This window comes from Loktanella sp. IMCC34160, assembly GCF_004145845.1.
Classification (GTDB): domain Bacteria; phylum Pseudomonadota; class Alphaproteobacteria; order Rhodobacterales; family Rhodobacteraceae; genus SELP01.
The window spans coordinates 277,415-291,943 of record NZ_SELP01000001.1; the positions used below are offsets into that span (position 1 = coordinate 277,415).

Consider the following 14,529-nt stretch of genomic DNA (forward strand, 5'->3'; position numbering starts at 1 on the left):
GACGCAATGGGCGTCAACCACAAGGGCGCGGGGCAGGGGGCAGGAATGGACGAAGAGACAAGATACGAAAGCCCGTTCAACAGCATTCCACCGGTGGTGCTGATCCTCGTCTTTGCGGTGATCGGGGTCGAAGCGGTGTTGACCCTTGCAGGGTCCGGGGTCTTGCCGCAGCCGGGCGCGTTGGGTTGGCGGCTGGACCTTGTGGAACGGTTTGCCGTGTCGCCGGTGGTGCTGGACCGGGTCGTGTCCGGTGCGGACCGCAGCCTCGACATGCTGCTGCGCTTCGTCGCTTATCCCTTTGTTCACCTTGGTCTGACCCATGCGGCCTTTGCCGCTGTCATGCTGCTTGCACTGGGAAAATTCCTTGGTGACGCGTGGAGCGCGCTGTCGCTGATCGTCCTGATGCTGCTGGCGACACTGGCCGGGGCGGTGGCGCATGGGTTGTTTGCCAGCCATCCGCAGATGCCGCTGGTCGGGGCCTACCCGGCGATTTACGGGCTGATCGGGGGCTTCACCTATGTCCAGTGGCTGCGGGCCGGTCAGGACGGGGGCAGCCGTTGGCTGGCCTTCCGGCTGATCGGGGTGCTTTTGGGGCTGCAACTGGTGTTCGGGCTGATGTTCGGCTCGATCCCGCATTGGCAGGCGGATGTGACCGGCTTCGTCGTCGGGCTGGTCGCCTCGCCCATTCTGGGGCCGGGCGGCTGGGCGCATTTCCTGTCCCGCATTCGCCAGCGCTAGGTTTGGTGGGTCAAGACCCACCTTACGCAGGTTGGCACGGGTAAGGTGGGTTTCAACCCACCCTAGCGGCGCAGCGCGCGCCGGAAGTCCCCCAGACGGAACGCCCCGACAAGGTGACCGACCCCGAAATAAACCACGATCCCGACCGTGACGAGGATTGCCAGCGCGCCATAACGGGTGCCCGCCGCCCCAAGGAACGGTTGCAACGCGGCGGCAAGCCACCACAGCGCCGCCCCCATCACCGCCGAGGCAAGGCAGATCCGCCAGAACCGCCGCCGGAACCGCGCGTCGGTCTGCGCGGCAGGCCCCATCCCGCGCGACGCCAGCCAAAGGATCACCACGGTCGACCATCCGGCGATGGTCGTTCCGATGGCCGCCGCAAGATAGCCGATGACCGGGGACAGGCCGATGGCAAGCCCGGCGTTCACCGCAAGCGCGACAAGGGCGATGTAGAAGGGCGTGCGCGTATCTTCGCGGGCGAAGAACAAGGGCTGCAGCACCTTTTGCAGCACGAAGGCCGGAAGCCCCATGCCATAGACCGCCACCGCCAAAGCCGTGGCCATCGTGTCGTCCGTGCCAAAGGCCCCGCGTTCGAACAGCACGCTGACCAGCGGGACGGGGATCGCCACCAGCGCCACAGCGGCGGGGATGGTCAGGGCCAGCGACATCTCGGACGCGCGGTTATAGGCGTTCTGGCCGCCGTCGGTGTCACCCGCGCGCAGGCGTCGGGACAGGTCGGGCAGAAGGACAACCCCGACCGCAATCCCCACGACGCCCAGCGGAAGCTGATACAGCCGGTCAGCATAGGACAGCCAGGCGACCGCACCATCGTAAAAGCTGGCCACCTGCCGCCCGATCAGCAGGTTCACCTGCACCACTCCCCCGGCAAGGGCGGCGGGGGCGGCGATGATCGCCAGCCGTTTCAACTCTGGCGTCATCCGGGGGCGGCGCGGGCGCAGATCGAACCCGGCCCGGCGCGCGGCGATCCAGACCAGCCCCATCTGGGCGATCCCGGCCAGCGGCACGGCCCAGATCAGCGTATCCCCCACCGGCCAGCCCATGGCAGAGGCGAGGGCCATTGCGCCGATGAACAGGATGTTCAGCAGCACCGGCGCCGCCGCGGCCGCCATGAACCGCCCCGTCGCGTTCAACACGCCCGAGAGCAGCGCGGCGATCGAGATGAACAGGATGTAGGGAAAGGCGATCCGCCCGAAGTGAACCGCAAGATCGTACCGTTCGTCGCCAAGAAATCCGCTGGCCATGGCAATCACCAGCCAGGGCATTGCGAAATGGGCCACGACCGAAAAGATCACAAGGATGAAGGCCAGCCCCGACAGGGCATCGCGGGCAAAACTTTGGGCGTCTTCGCCGGCCTCCAGCCGCTTGGAGAACATCGGCACGAAGGCCATGTTGAACGCCCCTTCGGCAAAGAAGCGGCGGAACATGTTGGGCAGGGAAAAGGCGATCAGGAACGCCTCGGCCACCGGGCCGGTGCCAAGATAGGCGGCAATCAGGATATCGCGGACAAAGCCCAGAAGGCGGCTGATCAGGGTCCAGAACCCCACAGTCAGGAAACCGGATACAAGTCGGATCTGTTTCGCCACGGGTTGCCCTGCCTACCCAGAATTGTCTTGGGCCTTCCTACCGCCTCGGGCCGTTCAGGGCCATCGGGAATTGCGCGGGGCCTAGCTGGTCGCCCGTTCCACGCCGGCCGTAATCGCCTCGCGCAGCTTCTTTTCCAGCGTGGCCCGTTTCGATTCCGCGTGGAATTTCAGCCCGAACATATCCTTGACGTAGAAGGTATCGACCACCTGCTCGCCATAGGTCGCGATCACCGCGCTGGCGATATAAACGTTGCTGATCGCAAGGGTCCGGGTCAGGTCAAACAAAAGCCCGGGCCGGTCGCGGGTATCGACCTCGATGATGGTGTAGATCTCGGACCCTTCGTTGTCGAAGGTAATCGAGGTCGGCACCCGGAAGGCGCGTTCGCGTTTCTTGATCTTGTCCCGGTCCTTGAGCGCCTCGCGGGCCACGACCTCGCCCTTCAGGGTTCGTTCGATCATCTGCCGCAGGCGGGGCAGGCGGGCAGTTTCATAGGGGTGGCCTTCCGCGTCCTGAATCCAGAAGATCGCGGTCGCGTAACCGTCCTTGGAGGTATAGGTGCGGGCGTCCACCACGTTCGCGCCGACCAGCGCCAGCGCGCCTGTCATCCGCGAGAACAGGCCCGGATGGTCGGCCATGGCGAAACAGGCGCGGGTGGCGTCCCTATCGGCGTCTGGCGTGATGTCGATGCGGATCTCGTCATCCGTGATGCCGCGCAGAAGATGGGCAAAGACCACATGCGCGGCTGCCGGAAGACCCTGCCAATAGGGGCCGTAGTGGCGCTGGGTTTCGGTGCGCAGATCCTTGGCGTCCCAATTGGTCAGGGCGTCGCGCAGGGCCTTGCGGGCTTCGTTTTCGCGGGTGTCGCGGTTGAGGTCTTCCAACCCGTTTTCAAGGGCCGCGCGGGTTTCCTTGTAAAGACCGCGCAGCAGCATGGCCTTCCAGTTGTTCCATGTCGTCGGCCCGACGCCCCGAATGTCGCAGACGGTCAGCACGGTCAGCAGGTCCAGCCGTTCGACGGATTTCACCGCCTTGGCGAAGTCGCGCACGGTGCGGGGTTCGGCGATATCGCGTTTCTGTGCCGTATCGGACATCAGCAGGTGATAGCGCACCAGCCATTCGACGGTATCGCATTCCTTTTGCTTCAGGCCCAGACGCGGGGCCACCTTGCGGGCGATCTGGGCACCCAGAACCGAATGATCCTCGTCCCGGCCCTTGCCGATGTCATGCAGCAGCAGGGCGACGTAAAGAACCTTTCGGTTGATCCCGCGCTTGAGGATGCCGCTGGCCACCGGCAATTCCTCGATCAGCTCTTCCCGTTCGATCTGGGCAAGGTGGCTGATGCATTGGATGATGTGCTCGTCCACGGTGTAGCTGTGGTACATGTTGAACTGCATCATCGCGACGATGGGTTCGAATTCGGGGATAAAGGCCGACAGCACCCCAAGTTCGTTCATCCGGCGCAGGGCACGTTCCGGGTTGCCGTGTTTCAGCATCAGGTCAAGGAAGATGCGAATCCCTTCCTTGTCGCTGCGCAGGTCATCGTCGATCAGGTCAAGGTTGGCGGCAAGCAGCCGCATGGCATCCGGGTGCAGCAATGTCCCCGTGCGCAGCGCCTCTTCGAAGATGCGCAGCATGTTGACCTTGTCCGCAAGGAACCCTTTTTCATCCTCGACCGTCAGGCGGTTGTGCTTGATCGCATAGGGCGGCCGGGCCTTGCGCTTGCGGCGCAGCAGCCGCTGCAGCATCGGGGCGGATTTCGTGTGCGTCGCTTCCAGCGAGGTCAGGAAGATGCGGGTCAGTTCGCCTACGCGGGTGGCCTGACGGAAATACTCTTGCATGAAATGCTCGACCGCGCGGCGTCCGCCGTGGTCGCGGTAGCCCATCCTGTCCGCCACCTCGACCTGAAGGTCAAAGGTCAGCTGGTCCTGCGCCCGGCCGGTGGCAAGGTGCAGCTGGCAGCGCACGGCCCAAAGGAAATCCTCGGCCTTGCGGAAGGTGGCGTATTCGTCGGCGGTGAACACGCCACGCCCGACCAGTTCCTTGGCCTCGCGCACGCCATGGACGTATTTGCCGATCCAATAGAGCGATTGCAGGTCGCGCAGCCCGCCCTTGCCCTCTTTCACATTCGGTTCGACCACATAGCGTTGCCCGCCCTGTTTGCGGTGCCGTTCGGCCCGCTCTTCCAGTTTCGCCTCGACGAATTCCCCGGCGGTGGATTTGAACAGTTCGGACCAGAGCCGTTTGCGAAGCGTCGCGAACAGGGTTTCGTCGCCGGCAAGGAAACGGGCTTCGATCAGGGCGGTCCGGATCGTGTAATCCTCGGCCCCCATGCGGATGCAATCCTTCACCGTGCGGCTTGCATGACCGACCTTCAGTTTCAGATCCCAGAGCATGTACAGCATGCTTTCGATCAGGCTCTCGGCCCAGGGGGTGATCTTGTAGGGGGTCATGAACAGCAGATCGACATCGGATTGCGGCGCCATCTCGCCCCGGCCATAGCCGCCGACCGCGACCAGCGCCATGCGTTCCGCCTCGGTCGGATTGGCAAGCGGGTGCAGATGGTCGCGCGCGACCATCAGGACAGTCATCACCACCTGATCCGTCAGAAAGGCATAGCTGCGGATTGCGGCGCGGGCGTTGAACGGGTCGGCCGCCAGGGCGGCGGCGATGGCGGCGCGCCCGGTTTTCAGCGCCTCTGACAGGGTGGTGACAGTTTCCTGCCGCTTGGCCCGGTTGTCCTCTGCCGCATCAAAGGCGGCGGCAAGACCCGCCTCAACCGCGGCGCGGTCAAAAATATCCTGCGCCGGGCAGATCAGCCCGCCCGGCGCATCGATGGTTTCGTCCAATGTGGCAGCGGCGCTAGAGGCCGGCACCGCCGAAGGCTCTGGGAGCAGGGTCAAGGATTACCACCTGATTGTTCTGGATCGTGGCCACCGCCAGCCCGCGGGTGTTGGTGCCATTGGCGTTCAGCCGGAAAATGCCCGACGTGCCTTGGAACCCCTGCGCCTGGGTCAGCGCGGACCGGGTCAGGGCATCGCTGTTTCCGGCCGCGACAAGCGCGCCAATGGCGGCGATCCCGTCATAGGCCAGACCGGCCAGCGGGTGGGGCGTGCCACCATAGGCGGCGGCATAGCGGGCCTCGAAATTGGCCTGCATTGCGGTGTCAGGCACCGCGAAGATGCCACCCTGAACACCGGGAAGGGCCAAAGTTTGCGGCAGGCTGTCCCAACGGGTCAGGCCGATATACTGGGTGTCCGCCGGGTTCAGCCCGTTTTCGGGAAGGACTGTGGCAAGGATCGGCAGGTCGGCGTTCACACCGGCGGTCATGAAGATCGCCTCGCCGCCGTTCGACCGGGTGGTCGAAACGATGCCCCGGGCCCCGTTCAGGATACCCTGCTGCGACAGCGGATAAGAGGCCACACCGGCAACCGTGCCGCCCGCGCGGGTCACGGCACTGGCGATCGCATCGCGTCCTGCCATGCCGGGGATGTCGTCCGAATGGACGATGGTGATCCGGTCGTCACCCTGCGCCACGGCGTAGCGGGCCAAACGGTTCGCGGTGTTTTCAAAGGTCGCCCCAAGGACAAAGACGTTGCCCCCGGCAATCGCGGTGTTGTTCGAAAAGGCAAGAACGTTGATCCCGCGATTGGCGACCGCAAGGCCCGCCGCATTTGCAGATTCGGCGTAGAGCGGACCAAGGATGATCTTGGCCCCGTCGTTCACGGCCTGGGTCGCGACGGCGGCGGTGGTCGCAGGATCGGCCCCGGTGTTGTAGACGCGCAGGTCGATCTGCGCACCCTGAAGGTCCGCAATCGCCATGCGGGCCGCGTTTTCAAAGTTTTGCGCCAGGAAGGCGTCGGACGAATTTCCGGACCCCGCAGGAACCAGAAGTGCGACCTGCACCGGGCGCGACGTGTTGATGCTGGGGCCGCCGCCGCCCATCGGGATCGGTTCACAGGCGGCAAGCCAGACCATCGCGGCCATGGCAAGGATTCGGGCAGCCGCCTTGCGGGCGGCGGACAAACAGGCAAACATCGACACACTACTCCCCTTGTCGTGGCCCGTCCCCTGGGCCAGATGCGGGTCTATCATAGTGGCGGGGGGCGAAGGGTCTAGGCATGAATTTCGTGAAACAGCGGCTGGCGCCGGGCCTTTACTTCGTCACGACCCCCATCGGAAACGCGCGGGACATCACCTTGCGGGCGCTGGATGTGCTCGCCTCGGCAGATGTGATCGCCGCCGAAGACACGCGGACAGCGCGAAAACTGATGGATATTCATGGGGTTCCGCTGGACGGGCGCAGGGTTGTCGCCTTTCACGACCATTCCGGCAAAGCCGTCACCGACCGGATCATCGCGCAGGTATCCGCCGGGCAATCCGTCGCCTATGTCTCTGAAGCGGGCACGCCACTTGTTGCCGATCCGGGCTATGAACTGGGCCGCGCGGCGATCGAGGCGGGGCTGGATGTGATCGCCGCCCCCGGAGCCTCGGCCGTATTGACCGCGCTGGCGGTGTCGGGTCTGCCGACAGACCGGTTCCTGTTCGCCGGGTTCCTGCCGTCCGGTGCGACACAACGGGACACCGAACTGGCCGCCCTGCGCGATCTGCCCTTCACCATCGTCTTTTATGAATCGCCGAAGCGCGTTCACGACTTGTTAGTGTCGATGTGTAAAATCTTAGGCAATGACCGGGATGCCGTCGTGGCCCGCGAATTGACCAAGAAGTTCGAGGAAATCAGCCGTGGCACCCTGTCCGAACTTGCCGATGCCTTTGACGGGCGGTCGGTGAAGGGTGAAATTGTCGTTCTTGTCGGCCGGGCCGGGGCCCGCGTGGTCGAGGACATGGATATCGAGGCGGCCTTGCGTGACGCGATGCAGACCATGCGGGTGAAGGATGCGGCCACCGCCGTGGCGGGGGCGATGGGCCTTCCCCGGCGGCAGGTCTATCAGCTTGCCCTCAGTCTCGGGAAAGAGGACGACGGGTGACGCACGATGACTTGTTCCACGACTACGCGCCGCGACGGAAGCTGGCCGATCCGGTTGGACGAACGCGCCGCGACAAGGGCAAGACCAGCTATCTGGCCGGGCTCGCTGCCGAAGATATCGTCGCCCGCCACTACGACCGGGCCGGGGCCAGGGAAATCGCGCGGCGCTGGCGCGGCAGGGGTGCCGAGATCGACCTGATCTGCCATGACGGCCAGTCCTACCTTTTTGTAGAGATCAAGACATCACGCAACTTCGAGGCGGCGCAGGCCCATTACACCCGCCGCCAGTCGGAACGGATCGTCCTTGCCGCGCAGGAATTTCTGGGCGGGCGCGAGGGCGGGTTGCTGAACCCGATGCGACTTGATCTTGCCTTGGTGGATCGGACTGGCGCGGTGCGGGTGATCGAAAACGCGGTCTGGTTCGACTGACCGGCCGGGCGCTGGACCATTGAACCGCCGCCGCCCATGCGCCATGTATCAGGCAACCAAGTGAAAGGACCGCGGATATGCCGCTTAAGGTTGCCATACAGATGGACCCGATCGCGCCGATCAACATCGACGCCGACAGCACCTTCCGGATCGCCGAAGAGGCGCAGGCGCGGGGGCACGAGCTGTTCTACTACACCCCCGACCGGCTGGCCTATCAGGAAGGCCGGGTGACGGCGCGGGGTTGGCCGCTGACCGTGCAGCGAGTGAAGGGCGACCATTTCCGGCTGGGCGAGGAACAAGAGGTCGACCTGTCGGACTATGACGTTGTCTGGCTGCGGCAGGACCCGCCCTTCGACATGGGCTATATCACAACGACCCATATCCTTGACATGATCCACCCCGGCACGCTGGTCGTGAATGACCCGTTCTGGGTGCGGAACTATCCCGAAAAGCTGCTGGTGCTGCAATTTCCGGACCTGACCCCGCCCACGGCCATCGCCCGCGATCTCGACACGCTGCGCGCCTTCCGGGCCAAGCACGGCGATATCATCCTCAAACCGCTTTACGGAAACGGTGGGGCGGGGGTGTTCAAGCTGACCTCTTCGGACGGGAACCTTGCCTCGCTTCACGAGATGTTCACCGGCATCAACCGCGAACCGCTGATCGTGCAGAAATTCCTGCCCGATGTCAGCGCGGGCGACAAACGGGTGATCCTTGTCGATGGCGAGCCTGTGGGCGCGATCAACCGGGTGCCGGCGCACGGCGAAACCCGGTCGAACATGCATGTGGGGGGACGGCCCGAAAAGGTCGCCCTGACCGACCGCGACCGTGAGATTTGCGCGCGGATCGGGCCGCTGCTGAAGGAGAAGGGCCAGATCTTCGTCGGGATCGACGTGATCGGCAACTGGCTGACCGAGATCAACGTGACCTCGCCCACCGGCATTCAGGAGTTGGAGCGGTTCGACGGCACCAATGTCGCCGAAAAGATCTGGCAGGCGATCGAGGCGCGGCGCGGCTGATGTCCCTGCGCCTGAAGCTCTATGCCCTTGGCAACCGGCTGACGCTGAAGCCATTGTTCGCGCGGGTGAAGGACCCGGCCCGCGATGGGGCAAGGATCGACAGGCTGGCGGCGATGGCGGGCGGCTATCCGCCGCTGTCCCTGCATTTGCGGCGGCCCTTGGGCGGCAGGCCGGGGCATTGGATTGCCGGGCCGGGGACACGGGCGGACCGGGTTATCCTTTACCTTCACGGCGGGGCCTATTTCGCCGGGTCGGGGATTACCCATGGCCCGATGCTGGCGCGGTTGTCCGGATATGCCGGGGCCCCGGTCTTTGCGCAGGACTACAGGCTGTTGCAGGACGCGCCGTTTCCGGCGGCGCATGACGATGCCCTTGCCGCGTGGGACGACCTGATTGCGCGTGGTTGGTCGCCCGACCGGATCGTGCTGGGTGGCGACAGCGCGGGCGGCGGGCTGATGCTGGCCCTGCTGGCAACACTGTGCGGGCGTGGAACACCACCTGCGGGGGCGTTCGCCCTGTCGCCCTGGACGGACCTGAGCCTTTCGGGCGACAGCATTGGCAAGAACGCCCGTGCCGATGCGGTTCTTCCGGCCCACCGGATGAAAGAGGCGGCGGCGGCCTATCTGGACGGGGCGTCGGCGGATGATCCGCGCGCGTCGCCGCTGTTCGCGGATTTTCCCAACCCGCCCCCGGTTCTGTTGCAGGTGGGCAGCCCGGAAATTCTGGTAGACGATACCTATCGGATGGCCAACCGGTTGCGCGATGCCGGTGGCGACGTTCTGGTCGAAACCTGGGACGGGGCGCCGCACGGCTGGCACATGGGCGCGGCCTGGGTGCCCGAGGCACGGGCGGCGCTGCGCCGGGTGGGGGCCTTCGTTCAGACCTCTTTCGACAGCGCCAACCGGTAGCTGACCGCCTCGGCCATATGGGGTTTGCGCACGGCATCTGCCCCGTCCAGATCGGCGATGGTGCGGGCAACGCGCAGCACCCGATGATACCCCCGTGCGGACAGCCCGAATTTCTCGGCCACACGCACCAGCAGGTCCTTGCCTTCCGGGTCGGGGGTTGCGGCCTCTTCCAGCGCCTGACCTTCCAGATCGGCGTTCACCCGCATCCCGTCTTGTCCCTTGAACCGCGCCGTCTGCACGTCGCGCGCCGCCGCGACCCGCGCGGCGACCGTTTCGGACGCATCCCCGGACGCGGGCAGGTCAAGGTCGGTATAGGCCACGGGGGGCACCTCGACCCGCAGGTCGAAGCGGTCCATCAGCGGGCCGGAAATCCGGCCAAGATAATCCTCGCCGCACTGCGGGACGCGGGCGCAGGCGCGGGCCGGATCCGACATGTAGCCGCATTTGCAGGGGTTCGCGGCGGCGACCAGAAGGAACCGGCAGGGGTATCGGACATGGGCGCTGGCACGGGCGACCATGACCTCGCCCGTTTCAATCGGCTGGCGCAGGGTTTCCAGAACGGTCCGGGGGAATTCGGGGAATTCATCCATGAACAGCACACCGTTGTGGGCCAGGCTGATCTCGCCCGGTTTCGCACCGCGCCCGCCGCCGACGATGGCGGGCATCGACGCGGTGTGATGCGGTTCGCGGAAGGGCCGGGTGCGGCTGATCCCGCCTTCGTCCAGAAGCCCGGCGATGGAATGGATCATCGAGGTTTCCAGCGCCTCGGTCGCGGTCAGGGGCGGAAGGATGCCGGGAATTCGGGCGGCGAGCATGGACTTACCCGATCCCGGCGTGCCGACCATCAGGATATGGTGGCGTCCGGCAGCGGCGATCTCCAGCGCCCGTTTCGCCCGTTCCTGCCCCTTCACATCGCGCAGGTCGCGCCCGCCGGTCATGGTCGCCACCTCGCCGGGTTCGGAGGGGGACAGCGGGGCCTGCCCGGTGAAATGACGGATGGTTTCGGACAGAGAGGCAGGCGCGATCACCTCGGTCCCGCCTACCCATGCGGCTTCGGCCCCAACGCCCTTGGGGCACAGCAGGCGTCGGTCTTCGGCGGCGGCGGCCATGGCGGCGGGCAGGGCGCCGGTGACGGGCACGAGCGTGCCATCCAGAGACAATTCCCCCAGCGCCACGGTTTCGCTGACCAAATCCTTGGGCAGGATGTCGAGCGCGGCCAAAAGGGCTAGCGCGATGGGCAGGTCGAAATGCGATCCTTCTTTGGGCAGGTCGGCGGGCGACAGGTTCACGGTGATCCGGGACGAGGGCAGCGATATCCCAAGCGCGTTGATCGCGGCGCGGACCCGTTCGCGGGCTTCCGACACCGCCTTGTCGGGCAGGCCGACCACGGCAAAGGCGGGCATGCCGGAGCTGACGGCGCATTGCACCTCGACCAGCCGGGCCTCTACCCCTTCGAATGCCACCGTATAGGTGATCGCGCCCATAAACGTCCCCGTTAACCACGTCCTGTGAAATGGTTAACGGGGCTTTGGTTTACGAATGGTAAATGGTCATGAATTCAGGGAAGGCTTCGGGGTCGTTGATGGTCTTTGCGCGACAATGGGCATTACAGAACCCGAACCGCCGCCCGTCCAGCTCCATCACATGGGTGACCGGATCGCCGGAATAGGGGCAGGCGGTGTTTTCGCTGTCGGTCCCGTCGACGGCCCGGGCGGAAAGCGGCACGGGGCCGGGCCAGTCCCGCGTTGCCAACCCCAATTGGTATTGCGCCGGTTCGATGGTTTCGGTCAGGGCCAGTGCGCGCCAGCGGCGGAACGACGGGTGGGCCAGATGGGCCGCGACATACTCCGCCGCCGCCTCGCTGACCGGCAGGCCATATCCTGCGAACCGGGCCGCGACCGGGGCATAGAATGCATCAGCCAGCGAATAGGCCCCGAAAAGCCACGGTCCATGGCCGCCGAAATTCTCGCGGGCATAGGCCCAAAGCTGCTCAATCCGGGCAAGGTCGCGTTGCACCGCGTCGGATGGGGCAAAGCCGACCCAAGAAGTGCGAATGTTCATCGGGCAGTCGCCGCGAAGCGCGGTGAACCCCGAATGCATTTCCGCGACAAGGTTTCGCGCCGTCGCCCGGGCGGCCGGATCGGCGGGCCACAGACCGGCCCCCGGGTGCCGTTCGGCCAGCGTTTCGGCAATCGACATCGTGTCGGTCAGAACGATGCCCGCATCGGTGCGTACTGCGGGCACGGTTCGGGCAATTCCCAAGGGGGCAAGGTCATCCTGCATGGTGCCCGAATAGAGCCCCACCATCTTGAACCGATGGTCGATGCCAAAGGCGTGGTACATCAGCCAGCCGCGCAACGACCAGCTGGAATAGCTGCGGTCGCCGATGAAAATCTCGTCACTCATGATCCGTCTCCGATTGCTTTGGCCGGACCATAGGGCCGGTCCGCGCAACACTGGAAACGATCATTTGTTGGGGTGTCCATCACGGATGGTGATTGATCCGCCCGACGCGCCAGCCGCCGCCCGCGAACGTCATTTCGGTCACGGATAGGGGGTTCACATGCATCTTGATCGCCTCGTCGGGCCGGTTGCCAAGCGCCCGCTGCAGGGCCACGAGGATCACGCCGATGTGGGACACGGCGACAATGTCCTTGCCCTTGTGCGCCATGTTCATCCGGTCGATGAACATGTTCACCCGCAGCGCCACGCGGTTCCAGCTTTCGCCGTTCGGGGCCGCCGCCATGCCGGGGGTTTCCCAGAAGGCCGCAGACAGCTCCGGATCCGCTTCCGCCGCCTCGGCGGCCGTGATCCCGTCCCAGTCGCCAAAGTCGAATTCGCGCAGCTCTGGCGCCATGGTCAGGGGTGCGCGCCCCGCCCCAAGCCGCAGCGCCGTGGCCGAGGCCTGTCGCAGGGTCGAAGTCAGCACGACCGCGCCGAAGGGCAAAAAGGCCGACATCCGCCCGATCGCGGCATGGTTGGACAGGTCGGGGACCACGTCGCGTTGGCCGACGAAACCGTCCTCGTGTGTCGGGCCGTGCCGGACCCAGAACCAGCGGGTTGTTTCCACCATGTCCGCCCCTGAAATCCCTTTGTGAATTGGTCAGAAATAATGATCCGGGCCAAATGTCCCTGCGTAACACCCTGTGACTAGCACGAGACAGGCCAGCGAAACAGCGGGGGAGCGCGAAGAATGGCACTCGATATGGGAAATGACCGGAGAATGTCGCGGGCGGCGATGAAAGCCGAACTGCTGGACGCTGAAACCGAGGCGGCGCTGGCCTATGCCTGGCGCGACCACAGGGACGAACAGGCCCTGCATCGCCTGATCACCGCCTATATGCGGCTGGCCATTTCCATGGCGGCCAAGTTCAAACGCTACGGCGCGCCGATGAACGACCTGATCCAGGAGGCGAGCCTCGGCCTGATGAAGGCGGCGGACAAGTTCGACCCCGATCGCGGCGTGCGGTTTTCGACCTATGCGGTCTGGTGGATCAAGGCGTCGATTCAGGACTATGTGATGCGCAATTGGTCGATGGTGCGCACCGGCTCCACCTCGTCGCAGAAATCCCTGTTTTTCAACCTGCGCCGTGTTCAGGCCCGGATCGAACGCGAGGCGATGGCGACGGGAGAGGAGCTTTCGACCGATGTTCTGCATGACCGCATCGCGACCGAACTGGGGGTGAGCGTGGCGGATGTGGAGATGATGTCGGGGCGTTTGGGCGGGTCTGACTTCTCGCTCAACGCGACGCAGTCCACCGACGACGAGGGGCGCGAGTGGATCGACACCATCGAGGATGACGGACCGGCGACCGAGGACCGGGTCGAACATGCCCATGACACCGAAACCCTGCGCCAATGGCTGCTGACCGCGATGTCGGCGCTGAATGACCGGGAGCGGTTCATCCTGCGGGAACGCCGGTTGCGCGACGATCCCCGGACGCTGGAAAGCCTGGGCGAGGAGATGGGCCTGTCGAAGGAACGCATCCGGCAGCTGGAGGTTGCGGCCTTTGCCAAGATGCGCAAATCGCTTGAGGGTCAGTCGAAGGAAGTGTTCAACTTCCTCGTATGAGGTTCCTTGTCCCCGCTGTTGTGATCGCGTTTTCGGCCGGACTGGCCGGGGCGCAGGACGTGGTGATTATCGGCGAGGTGCATGATAATCCTGCGCATCACCTGACGCAGGCCGAAATGATCCGCGATCTGTCGCCCTCGGCCGTCGTTTTCGAGATGATCTTGCCGGAGCAGGCCACGATTATTGCTCAGATGGGCCGGGTCGATCCTGAGGCGATAGGTTGGGCCGACAGTGGCTGGCCCGCCTTCGACCTGTATCAGCCGGTTTTCGATGCTGTCGGCGCGGTCCCGATTGTCGCGGGTGGCGCGCCACAGACAGAGGTGCGGCGCGCGATTTCGGACGGTGCGGCGGCGGTCTTCGGGCCGGATGCCGCGCGGTTCGGGCTCGACCACCCGCTTGATCCGGCAGAGCAGGCCGCGCGCGAGGCGGGGCAGGCCGAGGCCCATTGCGACGCCCTGCCGCCCGAGATGCTGCCCGGCATGGTCGAGGCGCAGCGGTTTCGGGACGCGGTTCTGGCGCGGGCCGTTCTGGAGGCGGTGGAGGCCCACGGCACCCCGGTTGTCCTGATCACAGGCAACGGACATGCGCGGGCGGACTGGGGCGTTCTCGCCCTTCTGGCACTGGCCGCCGCCGGTCTGGAGGTGGAGACCATTGGCCAGATCGAAGGCCCGCTGGCCGAGGACGACCGGCCATTCGACCGTGTCCTTGTCGCCCCGCCGGTTGATCGCGACGACCCCTGCGCGGTGTTTTCCCAAGGCTGATTGCCCTTCGCCC

13 protein-coding genes are annotated in these 14,529 nt (G+C 65.3%); 7 read left to right on the plus strand and 6 right to left on the minus strand.

What is annotated here, in order from left to right; all coding sequences use genetic code 11:
- Window positions 1–6 precede the first annotated feature (6 nt).
- The gene (locus tag EU803_RS01360; protein WP_242494249.1) at window positions 7–738 is read left to right on the plus strand and encodes a rhomboid family intramembrane serine protease; all 732 of its coding nucleotides are present in this window, start codon (window positions 7–9) and stop codon (window positions 736–738) included.
- Window positions 739–800: 62 nt separating this feature from the next.
- Here EU803_RS01360 and murJ read toward each other — a convergent pair whose 3' ends face one another.
- The 3 genes from murJ to EU803_RS01375 form a co-directional block, all read right to left on the minus strand.
- Window positions 801–2,342 carry a murein biosynthesis integral membrane protein MurJ gene (murJ, locus tag EU803_RS01365; RefSeq protein ID WP_207209148.1) on the minus strand — a complete coding sequence of 514 codons (1,542 nt, stop codon included), beginning with the start codon at window positions 2,340–2,342 and terminating at the stop codon, window positions 801–803.
- A gap of 81 nt (window positions 2,343–2,423) precedes the next feature.
- Window positions 2,424–5,189 carry a [protein-PII] uridylyltransferase gene (locus EU803_RS01370; RefSeq protein ID WP_242494271.1) on the minus strand — a complete coding sequence of 922 codons (2,766 nt, stop codon included), beginning with the start codon at window positions 5,187–5,189 and terminating at the stop codon, window positions 2,424–2,426.
- Window positions 5,190–5,202: 13 nt separating this feature from the next.
- Entirely contained in the window at window positions 5,203–6,378 is a 1,176-nt protein-coding gene (locus EU803_RS01375) for a penicillin-binding protein activator (protein ID WP_129680121.1), read from the minus strand.
- Window positions 6,379–6,461: 83 nt separating this feature from the next.
- Between EU803_RS01375 and rsmI the strand changes: the two genes are divergently transcribed.
- From rsmI to EU803_RS01395, 4 genes are all read left to right on the plus strand, one after another.
- Entirely contained in the window at window positions 6,462–7,328 is an 867-nt protein-coding gene (rsmI, locus tag EU803_RS01380; protein ID WP_129679062.1) for a 16S rRNA (cytidine(1402)-2'-O)-methyltransferase, read from the plus strand.
- Window positions 7,325–7,756, plus strand: a complete 432-nt coding sequence (locus EU803_RS01385) for a YraN family protein (protein WP_242494250.1) — start codon at window positions 7,325–7,327, stop codon at window positions 7,754–7,756. The genes rsmI and EU803_RS01385 overlap by 4 nt, the downstream gene beginning before the upstream one ends.
- 77 nt (window positions 7,757–7,833) lie before the next feature.
- On the plus strand, window positions 7,834–8,775 hold the full coding sequence (gshB, locus tag EU803_RS01390; protein ID WP_129679063.1) for a glutathione synthase: 942 nt from the start codon (window positions 7,834–7,836) through the stop codon (window positions 8,773–8,775).
- The gene (locus tag EU803_RS01395; protein ID WP_129679064.1) at window positions 8,775–9,683 is read left to right on the plus strand and encodes an alpha/beta hydrolase; all 909 of its coding nucleotides are present in this window, start codon (window positions 8,775–8,777) and stop codon (window positions 9,681–9,683) included. Before gshB ends, EU803_RS01395 begins: the two co-directional genes overlap by 1 nt.
- On the opposite strand, the gene EU803_RS01400 is transcribed toward EU803_RS01395, so the two are convergent.
- The 3 genes from EU803_RS01400 to EU803_RS01410 all read right to left on the minus strand — a co-directional run bounded on the left by EU803_RS01400 (window position 9,653) and on the right by EU803_RS01410 (window position 12,756).
- Window positions 9,653–11,167: a YifB family Mg chelatase-like AAA ATPase gene (locus EU803_RS01400; RefSeq protein ID WP_129679065.1), complete on the minus strand. Its 1,515-nt coding sequence runs from the start codon at window positions 11,165–11,167 to the stop codon at window positions 9,653–9,655. The genes EU803_RS01395 and EU803_RS01400 overlap by 31 nt on opposite strands.
- Window positions 11,168–11,216: 49 nt before the next feature.
- Window positions 11,217–12,089, minus strand: coding sequence for a glutathione S-transferase (locus EU803_RS01405; RefSeq protein ID WP_129679066.1), 873 nt, complete (start codon window positions 12,087–12,089; stop codon window positions 11,217–11,219).
- A 79-nt stretch (window positions 12,090–12,168) separates the two neighbouring features.
- Window positions 12,169–12,756 (minus strand): histidine phosphatase family protein, encoded by a 588-nt coding sequence (locus EU803_RS01410; protein ID WP_129679067.1) that lies wholly within the window; start codon window positions 12,754–12,756, stop codon window positions 12,169–12,171.
- Between the two features lie 120 nt (window positions 12,757–12,876).
- Between EU803_RS01410 and EU803_RS01415 the strand changes: the two genes are divergently transcribed.
- Complete coding sequence (locus tag EU803_RS01415; RefSeq protein ID WP_129679068.1) at window positions 12,877–13,755, plus strand: RNA polymerase factor sigma-32; 879 nt, start codon at window positions 12,877–12,879, stop codon at window positions 13,753–13,755.
- Window positions 13,752–14,516: a ChaN family lipoprotein gene (locus EU803_RS01420; RefSeq protein ID WP_129679069.1), complete on the plus strand. Its 765-nt coding sequence runs from the start codon at window positions 13,752–13,754 to the stop codon at window positions 14,514–14,516. The genes EU803_RS01415 and EU803_RS01420 overlap by 4 nt, the downstream gene beginning before the upstream one ends.
- Window positions 14,517–14,529 lie beyond the last annotated feature (13 nt).